Here is a 16,275-nt window from a genome sequence, read left to right on the forward strand (position 1 = left end):
AAAGCGGGCAGTTCTTTCAGGGCTGCCCGCTTTGCTATCTAAGCAATGTGTTTTTCCGTGATCAACCTTCAAACTGTCGTTTTATGTGGGGTTGGTTTCTGATATAGAGAACCAATGTTGTCCTCTTTAACGGACCCTGCCGGGCGGCGGATTTCTTACCTGCGTGTATCGGTAACAGACCGGTGCGACATGCGGTGCACATACTGCATGGCCGAACGCATGACATTTCTGCCGCGCTCAGATGTTCTGGATTACGATGAACTGTTGCGCCTATGCCGTGTGTTTGTGCAGCACGGTGTGCGCCGCCTGCGTATAACAGGCGGAGAACCTTTGGTGCGCCGTGATATTGGCCCGTTTTTTCAGGAACTGGGCACATGGCTCAAGCATTCAGATAATCGGGGCCAGTTGGAAGAGCTCACTCTTACAACCAATGGCAGCCACTTGGCCCAGTATGCGCAAACCTTGTTTGATGCAGGTGTGCGGCGTGTGAATGTAAGTTTGGATACATTGGATGAAGCCCGGTTTGCGCAAATAACCCGCCGGGGCAAACTGGCGGCTACATTAGAAGGCATACGTGCAGCGCGAGATGTCGGGCTGGCGCTGCGTATCAACACCGTTGCTATGGCCGGTGTGAATGATGATGAATTTGATACGCTGCTGGCATGGTGTGGGGAAATAGGCGCAGATTTGTGCCTGATTGAAACCATGCCAATGGGAGACACGGGGGAAGATCGCACATCTCGCTATTTGCCATTGCTGGATGTAAAAGCTGATTTATCCAAGCGTTGGACGCTTACGCCCATTCCGGATGTTACCGGCGGCCCGGCCCGTTACTTGCGGGTGGAAGAAACCGGTAGAAGGTTGGGGTTGATTACCCCGATGAGCCATAATTTTTGTGCAACATGCAACAGGGTGCGGTTGTCCTGCACAGGGCGGCTTTATACCTGCTTGGGGCAGGAGGATGGCGCAGATTTGCGCAGTCTGATGCGGGCTGGCGCCAATGATGCCGCGCTGGAAAAAGCTATTCAGGATGCTATCGCCCGTAAACCTAAAGGGCATGATTTCCTGCTTGGCGCATCGGAAGCTGATGTTTCTGGCCCCCAACGGCATATGAGCGTTACGGGCGGGTAAAAACCTGTTTGCTTATGGTTTGGTTAAAGGATGGGGCTGCTGTTGCAGCACATCATGCAACGAATGTGTAAATTGCCCCGGTGTAAGCGGTTGCGGCTGATTGCCAGAGGGAGACCACGCAGCAAGTATTGCCATATGCAATGGCATGCAGAAGCTTTCTGCTTTTTCATCCTCTAGTTCATACGCAGCGGCAGGAAACAGTAAGCGTGGCGGAATGATGCGAGAGCGTAGGGCAAGCGCATTGGTTTCTCCCGCAGCGCGTAAATCTGCCATCAATGCCCGTAAGGAGCGGTAACGTAGTTCCAGCGTTTCTGTATCCACCACCGGCAACGCAAACCCGGCCCGCTGAAGTAACGAGACACAGCTTTGTTGCGTGGGTAAGGGTGATACGCGGGGTGAAACACCATCGCTTAATGCCAGTTCAGCCATTTCCAATGCCTGCCGCAAAGGCCGCAACGTAGGTAAAATGGGAATACTGGCCAAAAAGAGCCCATCAGGCCGCAGAATAGAGCGGATTTGGTGGAATAAACCCGGCAGATCATTCACCCAATGGAGGGACAGGCTGGCAATCACCAGATCAAAACTGCCGGGGGCAAAGGGGAGGCGTTCTTCATCAGCGCAAAGGCTTGGGGTGGATGCGCAACGTGCCTGTGCTTCTGAAAGATCGCAGGTAATGGTTGGAATATTTCTGCGTTTCAGCCCTTGGCAGATAATGCCCCGGCCCCCAATATCCAGTGCGCTGGAAAATGAACGCATCACATCATCCAGCCGATCCAGCAGAATATCTGCTGCCGCTTCTAATATGGGGGCAGTGGCGTGCTGGGTGCGGGCTGCACGTTCACGGTGCAGCCTTACAGCTTTGCGATCAAAAATTACGGGCACATCCATTTTAGAACATGTGCGTGCTTCCCTACGGTTTGCCAAGGATAGAGGCCGGGAAATTTTGTGTGAACCCATGAAATGCAAGTGAAAATACGCAAACTAGGCGCGGTTTTGTTGGATATTTTGTATCCGCCAAGTTGCATATTGTGTGGGGCAGACGTGGCGCAGCAGGGGGCAGCCTGCGTTTCCTGCTTTGATCGCCTACAATCAATTAGTCGCCCATTTTGTGATGCTTGTGCAGCGCCTCAGCCCTCGCAGGAAAGTTTGGGGCATACGGGGTTGTGCGCTGCGTGTGAGCAGCATCATCCTGCATGGCAACATGCGCGGGCGGCTTTTGTTTATACGGCGGCCGCCAGAGATCTCATTTTACAGCTAAAATATGCAGATAGAACAGAAAACGCTCGTTTTCTGGCGCAACGTATGATGCAGATAGGGCAAGATATTCTGCGGCCAGATGTGTTGCTGGTGCCCGTGCCTGTGCATAGGTGGCGGTTGCTCCGGCGTCGTTACAATCAGGCGGCACTGCTGGCGGCTGAGGTGGCGCGCGTAAAGCATTTACAGGTGCTGCCTGATGCCCTTATGCGTACGCGCGCCACAACAAAATTAGCTGGATTTTCCCGCAAGGAACGGCAGCAGGAAATGCAAAGCGCCATTACATTTAGGCCCAAATGGCAGCAAAAACTGCACGGACGTTCTGTTGTGTTGGTGGATGATATGCTCACAACAGGCGCTACAGCTACGGCCTGTGTGCAGGCATTAAGGCAGGCCGGGGTGCTGGATGTCAGTCTTTTAGTGGCGGGGCTGGTGCCTGCGCGGCCAGAAGTTGATATAAACCTTCCAGAATAGATGTGCGGTGTAAAAACCGGACTTACCAACACACAGAAGGAAAATGTTTATGCCTGAAATCGAAATTTACACGCAGCCGGGATGCCCTTTTTGCATGCGGGCCGTTACATTGCTGGAACGCAAAAAGGTGCCGTTCAAGGAAATTAACGCCCCTCGTGGCACGCAGGCACGTGAAGATGCCATCCGCCGCTCTGGTGGCAGCACAACTGTACCGCAGGTTTTTGTAGGAGATCGGTGCTTGGGCGGATGTGATGATCTGATGTCACTAGAGCGCCAAGGCAAGCTGGATGCAGCTCTGGGTTTGGGTGAAAACTGAAAGGTAGGAGGTAAAAGCGGATGATCTGTTATCAGCTCTGTTGTGCAAATGGGCATACGTTTGAAGGCTGGTATCGGGATAGCACCGCTTTTGCACGCCTGAAGCAGGAAAACCTGTTGAGCTGCGCCATTTGTGGCACGGCTAAGGTAGAGCAGGCCCTCATGGCACCCGCTATTGTAAAGGGCCGCTCGCATCCGAAACAAATGGAACCTTCCAAACCCGAAGAAATGCCACAACAACCCGAAGCGCCACCTGCACCGCAACAGTTAGAACCCGTAGTGTCAGATAATCTGATAAGCGCTTTGCGCCAGATCAGAGCCGCGGTGGAAGAAAACTGCGAAAACGTAGGTTCCAATTTTGCGGATGAAGCCCTGCGTATTCATCATGGAGAAGCGCCAGAACGCAGTATCTATGGAGATATGACGGCATCAGAGCGCGAAATGCTGGAAGATGAAGGGGTTGATGTGCTGCCGCTTCCGTGGGTACGCAAGACCGACAGCTAATTTTTCGGGGTTGTCGGAACAGTGTTGGGGGTGGCAGGCAGGGGTTACGGTGCCCAAATTAACAGGGCAAACCAGCCGGTTACGTAAAAATTATATGTTGGCAACAGGGCTGGGCGAAGGAGAAAGAGAGCATGAAAAACTTCATGGCGCGCGGCGCTCAAACCGGAATTAGGGCTTTTTTTCTTTCGTCCGTATTAGGCATATCTGCCGCGCTGCTTCCTGCAATTTCTCAGCCTGCCATGGCAGATTCTGTTGCCTTGGGGGATGAAAGCAGCCTGATGGGTTACTGGCTAAGCCAAGATCATGACGGCGTTTTTAAGATTGAAAAATGTGGGGAAACTGTTTGTGGCCGATTGATTGGCTTACGCTACGATGGCACGGATGTTCCCAAGGGGCATGATGGAAAAACCGAGTGTAACCTCTTGATGCTAACGGATTTTCGTCCGCTGAAAGATGAAAAAAACAAGTGGGAAGGGAATATTCTGGACCCCGATAGTGGCCATAAGTATGACGCTCGGATCTGGTCTCCCCAGTCTGGTGTGCTGAAACTGCGCGGTTATCTAGGCCTGCCCATTTTTGGTGAAACCCAGACATGGACACGGTATTCCGGGCCGCCAATGGGGCCTGTCTGCAAGATGCCCTGAGCATACGCGCATTAAGGAGAAAAACAGGATTATGAGCGGCTCGTTTTCGCGTCGTGCTTTCGGGCTGGGTGGTCTGGCGTGTGGTTTTTTGGGAAGCACCTATGTGCGGGCAGACAATAACACGCCTGTAACCGATACACAGGATGCCGCAACGCCACCATCGCCAGAGCGTATTTTATGTTATGTAGGCGGCTATACGCAGCACGGGCCGCCGGGTGGCAATGGGGATGGCATTACGGTTTTTGAAATGAACCGTAAAACAGGTTCTCTCAACCATCTGAATACATTTACAGATGTTGCCAGCCCTTCTTTTATCGCATTTTCTCCGGATAAGCGTTTTCTTTACGCCGTTAACGAAATCAATGATTTTGAAGGAAAAAACACCGGAGCCGTCACGGCTTTTTCGGTAGATCATGGCACGGGCGCGTTAACAAAGCTGAATACCGTTTCTTCTGGTGGGGCAGATCCGGCGCATCTGAGCGTCCATCCCTCTGGTAAATACGTTATGGTGGCCAATTATACGGGTGGGAATTTTGCACTGTTGCGCGTGCAAAAAGATGGTTCCTTGGGGCCGATGACAACTCTCATCCACAATACTGGCCCACGTATGCCAGATCGGGCTTCGGATAATCCGCCGGGTAACTTTGCAATAAGTGACCACTCAGGCTCTCACCCACATATGATCCATGCAGACCCATCCGGCCGCTTTGTGGCAGTGGCAGATGCCGGGTTGGATAGAATGTATGTGTATGGGATCAATCTGGATACGGGGCGTCTGTTCCCGGCCAAAAAGCCGTTTACCACCATGACAGCGGGCTCCGCCCCGCGGCATTTTCAGTTTTCTGCGGATGGCGCGCGGCTGTACATTCTGTGCGAACAGGATTCCAAAGTTGTGGTGGCAAATTTTGATGCCAAAACAGGAGATATTGCACCGCAACAGGCCGTAAGTAGCTTAACCGCACACTTCCGGGGGAGCACGCTGGCTGCGGGCATTCTGTTCTCACCCGATGAGCATTTTCTTTACGTCTCTAACCGCTTGGGCGATTCTCTGGCTGTGTTTCAGGTGGCGCAGGATGGTGGCCTAACATTGGTGGATGAAATCTGGACACATGCCGATTACGGGCGGGCGCTCAAATTTGATCCTACTGGCAGCTATTTATACGTGGCCAACCAGCGGAGTGATTCCATTACATCTTTCCGGGTAGATAAAACCACCGGCAAGATTGGCTTTACGTGGGATTTTACACCCATCGGCAGCCCAACCTGCTTTGAGTTTCTGACGCTTCCTGCTTAACATATTGTGTAAGAAAGCGTCAGCAACACACTGATATTAAAAGTAAATTCTGTATCAGTCTTTTTTGAAGGCAGCGATGTAGTTAATGCCCAAGTCCTGCGTTTCTTTCCAGCTGCCAATGCCGGGGGCCATGCCAGAAATGGCAACCATCCGCAGGCCAGCGGCGCGGGCATAGCGCCCCAGTTCGGAAGGCTGGATAAACTTGCGCCATTCGTGTGTGCCAACAGGTAGCAGGCGCAGCAAATATTCCGCTCCAATCTTGCCGACAGCCAAGGAGCGCAAGGTGCGGTTCATGGTAGAAACAATGATTGTGCCATTGGCATCTACAAGCTGCGCCAGCATAACCATAAATGCTTCAGGATCAGTCACATGCTCTATAATTTCTAAAGCCATTACAGCATCAAACTTGGCGTGTTCGGCCACCAATTCTTCCGCGCTGCCTTGGCGATAATGGAGCGTGCCAGAACCGGCAGGAAGCGGGTTGGCTTCCAGATGTGCCTGTGCAGCGGCAATACCATTGGCCGATGCATCCAGCCCCAATACGTTATATCCGGCTTTTGCCAGGGCTTCACTAGCCAGCCCCGCGCCACAGCCAATATCCAGCACATGCGGCTTGCGTGATTTGCGGCCACGCAGGGGCAGGTGGCGGCTGGCCCATTCAATCCGCAGGCCATTCATGGCATGCAGGGGGCGCATGGGGCCTGTTGGATCCCACCACTTGTCTGCCAGAGCACTAAAGCGGGCAATTTCCTCGGAAGAAACAGAGGAAGGCGCTTCCTCTCGGGTGGCGTGCATACAACAAATTCCTTTCCTGCTGGTCTCCCCGCTGGACGAAAGGGGGCCGGGAGAGGTATGTGACGCGGCTTGTGAAGCAGCGCAACCGTTCCCATGCGTCTTTTCCGCTATGCAGGTGGCGGGAAGGGCTGGTGCAATGCGTTTTACGGCCTGTTTGGTGGAGAATAAAGCTATGTCCGGTTCCGCACCCCGGATCGTCATGAAATTCGGCGGGACATCCGTGGGGGATCTTGACCGTATCAGAGCCGTGGCCGAGCGCGTCAAAAAACAGAAAGACGCAGGCTGCGATGTGCTGGTGGTTGTTTCAGCCATGGCAGGAGAAACCAACCGGCTGGTTGGGTTCTGTCAGTCTCTTTCTCCTTTGTATGATGCGCGCGAATACGATGCCGTTGTGGCAACGGGTGAGCAGGTAACCAGTGGTTTGCTGGCTATTGCCTTGCAAAAGCTTGGCGTGCCTTCGCGCTCCTTTGCCGGGTGGCAGGTGCCCATTCTTACGGATTCCCTGCACGGCAAGGCCAGCCTCGATTCGATAGATGGCGCGCGTCTGCTGGGCAGCATGGCCGATGGTATGGTGCCGGTTGTGGCCGGCTTTCAGGGTGTTGGGCCAGATGGCCGCGTAACCACGTTGGGGCGCGGTGGCTCAGATACATCTGCCGTGGCGCTTGCCGCTGCCATTAAGGCGGATCGGTGCGATATCTACACGGACGTGGACGGTATTTACACCACAGACCCCAGAATCGTGCCCAAGGCGCGTAAGCTGGACAAAATTACGTATGAAGAAATGCTGGAGCTGGCATCTGTTGGCGCCAAGGTGCTGCAAACACGCAGTGTAGGCCTTGCCATGCGCGAGCGTGTGCGTGTGCAGGTGCTTTCCAGCTTTGAAGATGGCCCCGCAGTTACGGAAGGTCACCTTCCCGGCTCTATGGTGGTGGATGAGGACGAAATCGTGGAAAAGAAACTGGTCACCGGCATTGCCTACTCCCGTGATGAAGCCAAACTGTCGGTTCGGCGTATTCCTGACCGTCCGGGCATTGCGGCGGCAATTTTTGGCCCATTGAGCGAAGCCAATGTGAATGTGGACATGATTGTGCAGAGCACCGGCGCAGATGGCACCACAAACATGACCTTCACCACCAGCAAGACCGATCTGCCACGCGCTATAAGCATTCTGGAAAGCGTGCGCGGCGCTGTGCAGTATGAAGAACTGCAAACAGACCCGGATATCGTAAAGGTGAGTGTGGTGGGCAGTGGCATGCGTTCTCATGCAGGTGTTGCCAGCACCATGTTCCGCACGCTGTCTGAACGTTCCATCAACATTCAGGCCATTTCCACCAGCGAAATCAAGGTTTCCGTGCTGGTAGCCGCAGAATATGCCGAACTGGCAGTGCGTGCGCTGCACACGGCCTATGGTCTTGATGATGTCTGATATTGCAAGCAGCCTGAATCCCGCTCCAACGTCTGAAGAATGGCAGCGCGCCCGCACGCGGTTGGATAAGTTGTGGCAAAGGGGGACGGATTTTCTGGGCACGCCTTACGCCATTTTGGCTGGGGCAATGTCTTGGGTGAGTGAACGTCACCTTGTATCCGCCATTTCCAATGCAGGTGGGTTTGGTGTGATTGCCTGTGGTGCTATGGAACCAGCCCGTTTGGCTGAGGAAATTGCCGCCACCCGTGCGCTGACAGATCGCCCTTTTGGCGTAAATCTGATTACCATGCACCCTCAGTTGGATGAGCTGGTGCAGGTGTGTCTGGATGCCAAGGTGGGCCATATTGTGCTGGCAGGTGGTATTCCGCCCAGCGCCGCCATTAAGGCCGCCAAGGATGGTGGCGCCAAGGTTATTGGCTTTGCCCCAGCATTGGTGTTGGCCAAGCGGCTGATCAAGATGGGTGTGGATGCGCTGGTCATTGAAGGTGCAGAAGCAGGTGGTCATATCGGCCCCGTTTCCCTGACTGTGCTGGCGCAGGAAATTCTGCCGCATATCCAGAACGTGCCGGTTTTTGTGGCTGGCGGCCTTGGCCGTGGTGATGCGCTTGTTTCCTATTTGGAGCAGGGCGCTGCTGGTGGCCAGTTTGGTACACGTTTTGCTGCGGCAGAGGAAAGCATTGCCCACGAAAACTTTAAAAAAGCTTTTGTGCGGGCCAATGCGCGTGATGCTACGACCTCGGTTCAGCTTGATGAACGCTTTCCGGTTATTCCGGTGCGGGCCATCAGCAATGAGGGCGGGCGTAAATTTGTAGCGCATCAGGCCGATGTTATCCGCCGCTTTCAGGCGGGTGATCTCACGCGTGAAGATGCGCAACTGGAAATCGAACATTTCTGGGCGGGTGCCTTGCGGCGTGCGGTTATTGATGGAGATGTAGAAGAAGGCTCTGTTATGGCCGGGCAATCTGTTGGCATGGTAAAATCTGTGCAGCCGGTGGCCCAGATTATTGCTGACCTGATAGATCAGGCCGTGATAGCGCTGATCCGTCAACAACGCCGCATGGATGCTGATGGCTGAAAACGCCCCAAGTTCTGAACAGGAGCAGCCGGCTGCTCTGCCTCCGCTCCCCGATATTGGTACATACGGGGTAGGGGGCGCGCTGCGCAAACGCCGCGAACAGCTTGGCTGGTCCTTGGATGATGTTGCCGCGTATCTGCGCATCCGAGATGCATATCTGGATGCGCTGGAAACCGGAAAAGCGGATGTGCTTCCGGCGGAAGTATATACGCTTGGGTTTTTACGGGCCTATGCGCAGGCTTTGGGGTTTGATCCAAACCCTATGGTGGAGCGTTACAGGCAGGAAGCGCGCAACGCTATTCGGCAGCCAGAACTTGTGTTTCCAGATCCGCCGCCAGATCGGCGTATTCCTCCGGCTGTGTCCATTTCTCTTGGGCTTGCTGTTATTCTGGCCAGCTATGTGGGGTGGTATTACTTTACAGGGCACACGCCACCTGCTCCGGAGCGTGTGCCGCCAGTGGCAAGCCTTCTGCCTGGTGAGCAGACGCATAATGCGCCTTCTCCGCAAGTGGCTTCCATTTTGCCGGACAAAAGTGCCGTTCCAGCACCTTTGCCACCCTCTGCGCAGCCTAAGCCATCAGGTTCTGAACCGGCATCGAACGCACAAGGTGCGGGAAGTGCTTCGCCTGAAGGCGCCGTAGCACCGGAAGCAACGCAGCCAGTTGGTGATATTGGCGCAACATCTGCACAAACTCCCCAACAACCCAACACGCAAACGCTACCTGCTGCAACGCCAGCGGCTCCTTCTGAGGTGGTTGCTGATAATCAGATCGTGCTGAAGGCGCTTGCTGCCAGTTGGGTGCAGGTGAAGGATGCCAACGGCAAGGTTGTTTACGATCACATTTTACAACCCGATGAGGAATGGAATGTGCCGGTGGAGGGTGGCCCCTATAGCCTGACCGTAGGCAATGCGGGTGGCATTGTTTTGCGTATGGGGGATGTGCTGACAGCGCCTTTAGGGCGCAACGGTGCTGTACGCCGCAAAATGCTGCTAACACCGCAAAGTGTGCGTGATGGTATATTGGCCGCACCTGCCGTGCAAAATAACGTTGCCACACCGCCGATGCATGCAGATGTTGCAGCCCCTACGCCCAATACGGTATCAGAGATACCAACCGATGCGCAGACAGATCTGGCAGCCTCGGAACAGGCGCTTAAGCCCAAGGAAACTGCACCTCGCACACGCCATCGGGCCGCGCCTGTGCAAGCAGAACCAAGCGCTGATGATTTGAATGCGCGCCAGCTTCAGGGCATGGGTTCACACTAGAATGGCACCCTCGCGCGTATTATGTGTAGCCAAATGGCCCTGATTTTGGCAGGAAAACACCAAACGCAATGGAGAACGCCGTGTGGCCGAACACGGCAGCTTCCCTCAACTGTCGTTTTCGACAAAAGGATGTAAAATGAGCGGCTACCGGCCTTACCAGCATATCGAGCGTCGGAAATCTCGGCAGATCCATGTCGGCAAGGTAGCCGTCGGTGGTGATGCGCCGATTTCCGTCCAGACCATGACCAACACCCTCACGACTGATGCACAGGCAACAATCGAGCAGATTCGTCGTGCAGAAATGGCGGGTGTGGATATTGTGCGTGTGTCCTGCCCGGATGAGGAAAGCACCAAGGCGCTGGAAGAAATTGTAAAGGAAGTGAATGTCCCTATCGTGGCCGATATTCACTTCCACTACAAACGCGCTATTGAAGCTGCAAAGGCAGGTGCTGCCTGCCTGCGTATCAACCCAGGCAACATCGGCAGCGCCGAGCGTGTGCGTGAAGTGGTTAAGGCCGCTAAGGATTACGGCTGTTCCATCCGTATTGGTGTGAACGCTGGATCACTGGAAAAGCATCTGCTTGAAAAATATGGTGAGCCTAACCCAGATGCGCTGGTGGAAAGCGCTCTGGAACACGCTAAAATTCTGGAAGATCATGATTTTCGTGAATTCAAGATCAGCGTGAAGGCATCAGATGTGTTCATGGCGGTGGCTGCGTATCAGCAACTGGCAGATGCCTGCGATTACCCGCTGCACATTGGCATTACAGAAGCAGGCAGCAAGCGTGCTGGCACCGTAAAATCCTCTATTGGTCTGGGCAACCTGCTGTGGGCCGGTGTGGGTGATACCATGCGTGTTTCTCTTTCCGCTGCGCCGGAAGAAGAAGTGCTGGTGGGTTGGGATATTCTTAAGTCCCTCGGCCTACGCCACCGTGGTGTTAAGATTATTTCCTGCCCGTCCTGCGCGCGTCAGGGCTTTAACGTGGTGGAAACAGTGCAGACGCTGGAAGACCGGCTGGCACATATTAAAACCCCACTTACCCTGTCCATTATCGGGTGTGTGGTGAACGGCCCGGGTGAAGCCCTGCTGACCGATCTGGGCGTAACCGGCGGTGGCTCTGGCCGCCACATGGTGTATGCCGGTGGCAAGCAGGATCATACCGTGCCTGCGGCAGACATGATCGAACATGTTGTGGAACTGGTAGAAGAGCGCGTTGCTGCTATTCAGGCAGAAGAAGCCAAGGAAAAGCAGGAAGGTAAAGCGCAGGAACTGCCAGACATGGCATCTGCCAACTAAGCATTCAACTTTCTTCCTCTGCTTTGCGCCAAAAGGCGCGGGCAGGGGCAGACGTGCCATTTTAAACAGCAAAAAACACCACGCCAGCCAAGGTGACGGGTGCCGTGGTGTGGGAATATGTATTCGTGAGCAGCATTCAGCCCGTAAGAGGAACGCACGACCTTATTGGAGAAGACCAGCGCCGCCATGCGCATGTGGTAGACACAGCGCGCCGGATTGCAGGTGTTTACGGGTTTGATGAATGGGCAACCCCGATTTTTGAAGATACACGGGTTTTCTCTCGCTCTTTGGGGATACGTCCGATGTTGTTTCCAAAGAAATGTATTCCTTTAGTGATCGGGATGGTGAAAGCCTAACATTGCGGCCAGAAGGTACGGCAGCCATTTGCCGGGCCTTGGTTACCAATGCGCTTACGCAGTCTCTGCCGCAGAAAGTATTTTATGCAGGCCCCATGTTCCGGCATGAACGGCCCCAGAAAGGGCGGTATCGCCAGTTTCACCAAATTGGCGCAGAGCTTCTGGGTGCAGCCGAACCCCTGGCAGATGCAGAAGCCATTGCCATGGGGTACGAAGTGCTCAAGGCGTTGGGCATTGCAGATTACGTGACGCTGGAACTGAATACGCTGGGTGATGCTGCCAGCCGTGATGCATGGCGAGATGCTTTGGTAGCGTATTTTTCGGCCCATAAGGATAAATTGTCTGAAGACAGTCTAACCCGTTTGGAAAAGAACCCGCTGCGCATTCTGGATAGCAAGGATGCAGGCGATAAGGTTCTGGTGGCTGATGCGCCCATGATGGCAGAGTTTCTAACACCAGAAGCCCGTACGTTTTGGGAGGATTTGCGCAATAAGCTGGATGTGTTCGGCATTGCCTACACTGTAAACCCCAGCATTGTGCGTGGGCTGGACTACTATAACCACACCACGTTTGAGTTCGTCACCAATCGTCTGGGTTCTCAGGGCACAGTGCTGGCTGGTGGCCGGTATGATGGTTTGGTAAAACAGATGGGTGGGCCAGAAGTGCCAGCTATTGGCTGGGCTGCGGGTATTGAGCGCCTGTCTATGCTGCTAGAACAAGTGCCTGCGGCGCCGCGCTCTGTTGTGTTGGTACCTGTTGGCGCGCCTGATGAAAGCGCAGTTGTGCAGATTTTGCAGGGTTTGCGCGGGCAGGGTGTAAGAACAGAAATTGGCTACAAGGGTTCACTGCGTAAGCGTATGGAACGCGCAGGTAAGCAGAACGCCAGCCATGTGCTTTTCCTTGGGGAAGATGAACTAGCCAAAGGTCTGTTTCGTGTAAAAAATATGGAAACAGGGGCCGAACAGGAAGTCTCTCGTGATACGTTGCTTTCCAAAGCGCAAGACGTATTTGCAGCATGAAGTTTGACGAACGACTAGACCAGATTGTCAGCCGCGCTCTGGAGTTGGAAGCGCAGCTAGCAAGCGGGCTAAATGGTGAAGCTTTTACGCAGGCATCACGAGAATATGCTGAAATCGAACCCGTTGTGGCGCGTATCAACGCCCTGCGCGGGGTGGAAGACGGTATCCGGCAAGCTGAGCTGCTTTTAGCAGATCCAGAAATGAAGGAACTGGCAGAAGCAGAGCTGACTGAGCTGCGTGAGCAACTTCCACAACTGCAAAAAGATGTGCGTCTGTCTTTGTTACCAAAAGATGTGGCAGACGCCCGCAGTGCTATTCTGGAAGTGCGGCCTGCGGCTGGGGGCGATGAAGCCGCTCTGTTCGCGGCCGAACTGTTTGACATGTACCGCCGTTATGCAGACCTAAACGGCTGGCGCTTTACCGTTATGGATTATGACGAAAGCGAGTTAGGCGGCCTGCGCGAAGGGATTGCCGAAATTAACGGCAAAGGCGTGTTTGCGCGGTTGAAGTATGAATCCGGTGTGCATCGGGTGCAGCGCGTGCCCGCTACGGAAAGTCAGGGCCGTATCCATACCTCCACAGTTACGGTGGCTGTGCTGCCAGAAGCCGAAGATGTTGATGTAGAGGTTAACGAAACAGACCTGAGGGTAGATGTGTTTCGAGCCTCTGGGGCTGGTGGGCAGCATGTGAATAAGACGGAAAGTGCCGTACGCCTTACCCATATGCCCAGCGGCATTGTGGTTTCTATGCAAGAAGAAAAAAGCCAGCATAAAAACCGTGCCAAGGCCATGAAAATCCTGCGTGCACGTTTGTATGAGCGTGAAAGAGCGCAGGCCCATGCCAACCGTGCGGCAGATAGGCGCTCTCAGGTAGGTACGGGAGATAGATCAGAGCGTATTCGCACCTATAACTTCCCGCAAGGGCGTGTCACGGATCATCGTATCAACCTGACACTCTATAAAATTGATCGTGTCATGTTGGGGGAACTGGATGAGTTTGTAGATGCCCTTACGCAGGAAGAACAGGCGGCTCTGCTGGCGGCTGAAGGTTTTTAACTGATAGGTGCTGCACACACGCCAGAATGGCCGGGGTGATGCTCCGCTGCTTCTGGCGCGTTTGGATCAGTTAAAAAGAATTCAGTGAAGTTATCAGACCCCAAGGCGTAAAAATGGTGCCCATCGGGGTTGTGGAGCGTGCCATCACTATCTACCTCATGAGTTTCTACCCGTCCTTCGGGAGAGCGGATGGTGATTTCACCGCATAAGGTATAGGTGTGGTCTAACCGCCCCATAGGGGTGGTGACTTTAACCGTTTTTTCCTGATTTTTATCATCCAGTCGGATCACGCTTACAAGTTTGCCATCCAGATAGATGCGTGAAACTTCAGAAATTTCCGTATCTGCCTTGCCGTCTGTTACCGTAAATTCGCCCGCATAGGCGTAAGAAAGGGGCAATGCGGCCATAAGGCCAAGCAGGCAAAAAGTTGTGTTCTGGATACGGCGGAAAAATTGGGGCATTGATGTCTAACCAGATCAATCCATCAAGGTTGCGCGTGTGAGTACAGCAGAAAAAACAATTCCCTGCCAGCCAATAGCGCAACTGTTGCGTGAGGGTACACAACTTTTGGCACAGGCCGGTATTGAAGGCCCGCGGCGGGAAGCGCGATTACTACTTATTCATGCGCTTTCCCTTACACCAGAGCAACTGCTAGCCCGCTCTCCAACAGAGAATGTGCCCAGTGAGCCCTTTTTTTCTTACGTAAAACGTCGCGCTGCACACGAACCTTTTGCCTATATTACAGGCAGTAAAGGGTTTTGGAGCTTGGATTTGGCAGTATCTCCAGCAAGTTTGGTGCCGCGCGGAGATACAGAAACACTTATTACAAGCCTTCTGGAATATCGACCGGATCAGACATCCGTGCAGAATATTCTGGATTTAGGTACTGGTACGGGCTGTTTGCTGCTGGCTGCTTTGGCGGAATACCCTAAAGCGCGTGGGGTAGGGGTGGACATCAACCCACAGGCCGCCATGTTGGCGCATGCGAATGCCCAGCGTTGTGGCATGCAGGATCACGCATTATTTATAGCGGCGGAGTGGGATGCCGCGTTGGCTCCAAATGCGCGGTTTGATGTGGTGCTGAGCAACCCTCCCTATATTCCGACTTCAGATCTGGCAGACCTTATGCGGGAAGTACGTGAGCATGAGCCTGTGCGCGCACTGGATGGTGGGAATGATGGGTTGAGTGCGTACCGCTATCTTTGCGGTCGTCTGCCATTTTTATTGGTAGATGGCGGGGTGGCTGTGCTGGAAATTGGCATAGGGCAGGAAGAGGCTTTGCGCGCCTTGGCAGCCACCAATGCCTTGCGCGTGGTAGATGTAAAAGCAGATCTGGCAGGTATTGCCCGCGCTGTGGTGCTAGAAAAACAGGCGTGAAAAATAACTTGGCTTTATAGGCTTGGGTTGCTACACTACTCAAGCTTGCTTCTGTAGCAGATGTAAAAACCTAAAATCACTGCATCAGAAATTAAAGCAGCAAGGGGGCCTTTCATTTGGCAACAATTTATGTGTTGCCTTACATAAAGCCCATTCCGAAAAAACAATTCGGCCTTCACTCAGGAAGCATACCTTTTTAATACAGGACTGTTTCTTTATGCCAAAGTGCCCTGAACAGGAAAGCGCTGTGATAAACCCATGAACGTAAAACGGATGCGGACAAGACACCATCGTTCCAACGGGAGCAATGGGAGTTCCCGACAACTGAATGGACAGATTCCGATGAACAGGAATCATGTTTTTGATAGTCATGGCCCGGATGTGCGCGTACGTGGCACAGCCCAGCAGCTTTTTGAAAAATATCTCCAGCTTGGTCGTGATTCCACAGGCAGCGGAGACCGCGTGGCAGCAGAAGGTTACTTCCAGCATGCCGAACATTACTTCCGTATCATGAACGCCATGGCGCAGGCTGCGCAGCAAAGCCAGCAAGAGCGCGCCGAACGCCTTGCCGCCCGCCAGCAGCGTGCCGTTGCGCAGACCAATGAAGATGGCGAAGACCGGCAGGAAAATGCCCCTCAGCCTGATATTCAGGAAGAATCCGAACCTCAGCCTGAACTTTCCGAAGGCTAAAAAACTTCTGATACCTTGCTGCCCTGCTTCTGATATCTGGAGCGGGGTGGGCGGGGTATAAATTGTGTTTGCGTGTAAGGTGTTTAGGCAGCCATAAAACGCGCGCAACGCAAAAATAACACAACAAGTTCTTGGCTTGATGTGGTGGGTTTAGTGTGTTGATTTTTTAGGGAATTGGTAGCGGCGGAAGGATTTGAACCTCCGACCAAGGGATTATGATTCCCCTGCTCTACCACTGAGCTACGCCGCCATCATGTGATGGCGCTCATCTACCTGATTCTCCGGGATGCCGTCAACCCGGT

16 protein-coding genes, 1 tRNA gene and 1 pseudogene are annotated in these 16,275 nt (G+C 53.7%); 14 read left to right on the plus strand and 4 right to left on the minus strand.

Annotation, left to right across the window (positions count from 1 at the left end; translation table 11 throughout):
• The first annotated feature begins 114 nt into the window (after window positions 1-114).
• Window positions 115-1,131, plus strand: a complete 1,017-nt coding sequence (moaA, locus tag DS739_RS05835; RefSeq protein ID WP_006115194.1) for a GTP 3',8-cyclase MoaA — start codon at window positions 115-117, stop codon at window positions 1,129-1,131.
• A gap of 12 nt (window positions 1,132-1,143) precedes the next feature.
• Here moaA and DS739_RS05840 read toward each other — a convergent pair whose 3' ends face one another.
• Window positions 1,144-2,019: a methyltransferase domain-containing protein gene (locus DS739_RS05840; RefSeq protein WP_035351450.1), complete on the minus strand. Its 876-nt coding sequence runs from the start codon at window positions 2,017-2,019 to the stop codon at window positions 1,144-1,146.
• 72 nt (window positions 2,020-2,091) lie between these two features.
• Between DS739_RS05840 and DS739_RS05845 the strand changes: the two genes are divergently transcribed.
• The 5 genes from DS739_RS05845 (at window position 2,092) to DS739_RS05865 (ending at window position 5,616) form a co-directional block, all read left to right on the plus strand.
• On the plus strand, window positions 2,092-2,859 hold the full coding sequence (locus tag DS739_RS05845) for a ComF family protein (RefSeq protein ID WP_006115196.1): 768 nt from the start codon (window positions 2,092-2,094) through the stop codon (window positions 2,857-2,859).
• A 49-nt stretch (window positions 2,860-2,908) separates the two neighbouring features.
• A complete protein-coding gene (gene grxC, locus DS739_RS05850; protein ID WP_035351735.1) occupies window positions 2,909-3,175 on the plus strand; it encodes a glutaredoxin 3 in 267 nt (88 codons plus the stop codon).
• 20 nt (window positions 3,176-3,195) lie between these two features.
• Window positions 3,196-3,678 carry a DUF1178 family protein gene (locus DS739_RS05855; protein WP_006115198.1) on the plus strand — a complete coding sequence of 161 codons (483 nt, stop codon included), beginning with the start codon at window positions 3,196-3,198 and terminating at the stop codon, window positions 3,676-3,678.
• A 131-nt stretch (window positions 3,679-3,809) separates the two neighbouring features.
• Window positions 3,810-4,322, plus strand: a complete 513-nt coding sequence (locus tag DS739_RS05860; RefSeq protein WP_006115199.1) for a DUF2147 domain-containing protein — start codon at window positions 3,810-3,812, stop codon at window positions 4,320-4,322.
• Between the two features lie 31 nt (window positions 4,323-4,353).
• The gene (locus tag DS739_RS05865; RefSeq protein WP_006115200.1) at window positions 4,354-5,616 is read left to right on the plus strand and encodes a lactonase family protein; all 1,263 of its coding nucleotides are present in this window, start codon (window positions 4,354-4,356) and stop codon (window positions 5,614-5,616) included.
• A gap of 54 nt (window positions 5,617-5,670) precedes the next feature.
• On the opposite strand, the gene ubiG is transcribed toward DS739_RS05865, so the two are convergent.
• On the minus strand, window positions 5,671-6,411 hold the full coding sequence (gene ubiG / locus DS739_RS05870) for a bifunctional 2-polyprenyl-6-hydroxyphenol methylase/3-demethylubiquinol 3-O-methyltransferase UbiG (RefSeq protein ID WP_006115201.1): 741 nt from the start codon (window positions 6,409-6,411) through the stop codon (window positions 5,671-5,673).
• A 172-nt stretch (window positions 6,412-6,583) separates the two neighbouring features.
• On the opposite strand from ubiG, the gene DS739_RS05875 reads away from it, so the two are divergent.
• From DS739_RS05875 to prfA, 6 genes and pseudogenes are all read left to right on the plus strand, one after another.
• Entirely contained in the window at window positions 6,584-7,837 is a 1,254-nt protein-coding gene (locus DS739_RS05875) for an aspartate kinase (RefSeq protein ID WP_035351732.1), read from the plus strand.
• Entirely contained in the window at window positions 7,830-8,912 is a 1,083-nt protein-coding gene (locus DS739_RS05880; protein ID WP_170315280.1) for a nitronate monooxygenase family protein, read from the plus strand. The genes DS739_RS05875 and DS739_RS05880 overlap by 8 nt, the downstream gene beginning before the upstream one ends.
• Complete coding sequence (locus tag DS739_RS05885) at window positions 8,905-10,179, plus strand: RodZ domain-containing protein (protein ID WP_170315273.1); 1,275 nt, start codon at window positions 8,905-8,907, stop codon at window positions 10,177-10,179. The genes DS739_RS05880 and DS739_RS05885 overlap by 8 nt, the downstream gene beginning before the upstream one ends.
• A 136-nt stretch (window positions 10,180-10,315) precedes the next feature.
• Window positions 10,316-11,476, plus strand: coding sequence for a flavodoxin-dependent (E)-4-hydroxy-3-methylbut-2-enyl-diphosphate synthase (gene ispG / locus DS739_RS05890; protein ID WP_003623480.1), 1,161 nt, complete (start codon window positions 10,316-10,318; stop codon window positions 11,474-11,476).
• A gap of 125 nt (window positions 11,477-11,601) precedes the next feature.
• Window positions 11,602-12,851, plus strand: a pseudogene (gene hisS / locus DS739_RS05895) (histidine--tRNA ligase).
• Entirely contained in the window at window positions 12,848-13,906 is a 1,059-nt protein-coding gene (prfA, locus tag DS739_RS05900) for a peptide chain release factor 1 (RefSeq protein ID WP_006115207.1), read from the plus strand. The pseudogene hisS and the gene prfA overlap by 4 nt, the downstream one beginning before the upstream one ends.
• Here prfA and DS739_RS05905 read toward each other — a convergent pair.
• Entirely contained in the window at window positions 13,903-14,367 is a 465-nt protein-coding gene (locus tag DS739_RS05905) for a hypothetical protein (RefSeq protein WP_006115208.1), read from the minus strand. The genes prfA and DS739_RS05905 overlap by 4 nt on opposite strands.
• A 37-nt stretch (window positions 14,368-14,404) precedes the next feature.
• Here DS739_RS05905 and prmC point away from each other — a divergent pair, with 37 nt between their 5' ends.
• Both prmC and DS739_RS05920 read left to right on the plus strand, forming a co-directional pair.
• A complete protein-coding gene (gene prmC, locus DS739_RS05910) occupies window positions 14,405-15,283 on the plus strand; it encodes a peptide chain release factor N(5)-glutamine methyltransferase (RefSeq protein WP_006115209.1) in 879 nt (292 codons plus the stop codon).
• Between the two features lie 258 nt (window positions 15,284-15,541).
• Window positions 15,542-15,973: a DUF4167 domain-containing protein gene (locus DS739_RS05920; protein WP_006115210.1), complete on the plus strand. Its 432-nt coding sequence runs from the start codon at window positions 15,542-15,544 to the stop codon at window positions 15,971-15,973.
• A gap of 175 nt (window positions 15,974-16,148) precedes the next feature.
• On the opposite strand, the gene DS739_RS05925 is transcribed toward DS739_RS05920, so the two are convergent.
• Window positions 16,149-16,223, minus strand: a tRNA-Met gene (locus DS739_RS05925).
• Window positions 16,224-16,275 lie beyond the last annotated feature (52 nt).

This window comes from Acetobacter sp. JWB (genome assembly GCF_003323795.1).
Classification (GTDB): domain Bacteria; phylum Pseudomonadota; class Alphaproteobacteria; order Acetobacterales; family Acetobacteraceae; genus Acetobacter; species Acetobacter oryzifermentans.